Here is a 658-nt window from a genome sequence, read left to right on the forward strand (position 1 = left end):
AAAACATACTAAGATTAGTAGCACAAACCACGGCCATGGTTTGTGCTACTATTTTTTTGTAGAGGTGAAGAATAGGTCGAGGCAGCCCCGGAACTTTAAGTTCGCACGCAAAACAGACCAACTTCACCGTCCTTATATGAATCAGTTTCAGTATGTTGGATCCGTTGAGATCGTGTAAAAGAAAATGGAATCGATAGGGATAGGTGAGGACTTCTGCAATCGTTTTGAGGGAGGAACGTAATGATGAGTATTATTGCTTTTGACGTAAGTATGGGAAAAAGTTATATGGTGATTTACAACACCTCGAGGTGTTGTGTTTTTGAAGGAGAAATACTACATAATAAGATTCATTTTGAGAAACTGTATCAGCGCATTGTCGCACTTGTTCAGCAGGATGGACATACACCAGAAATTGTCTTTGAAGCCACAGGAGTTTACTCCCGCCAATTAGAGCGATTTATGAACGATCATGGTTTTCCTTATTGCTTATTAAATCCTCTCGAATCTAAACTTCAAACGGCTTCTATGCGAATGCATAAGACGGATAAAAGCGATGCCCATCGGCTCGCTCAAACTCATTTTACCTCGGACAGAAAAAATAAAATCGCACAAGACGATTATTATGATCAAATGCGCTCTCTTTCCCGTTATTATCATG

1 protein-coding gene is annotated in these 658 nt (G+C 39.8%); it reads left to right on the forward strand.

What is annotated here, in order from left to right:
- Positions 1–240 precede the first annotated feature (240 nt).
- The coding region (locus tag DMO16_RS24030; RefSeq protein WP_164989031.1) for an IS110 family transposase at positions 241–658 on the forward strand (418 nt) is incomplete at its 3' end.

Origin of the sequence: Fictibacillus sp. S7, from assembly GCF_004127935.1 — a bacterium.
GTDB classification, from domain to species: domain Bacteria; phylum Bacillota; class Bacilli; order Bacillales; family Fictibacillaceae; genus Fictibacillus_C; species Fictibacillus_C enclensis.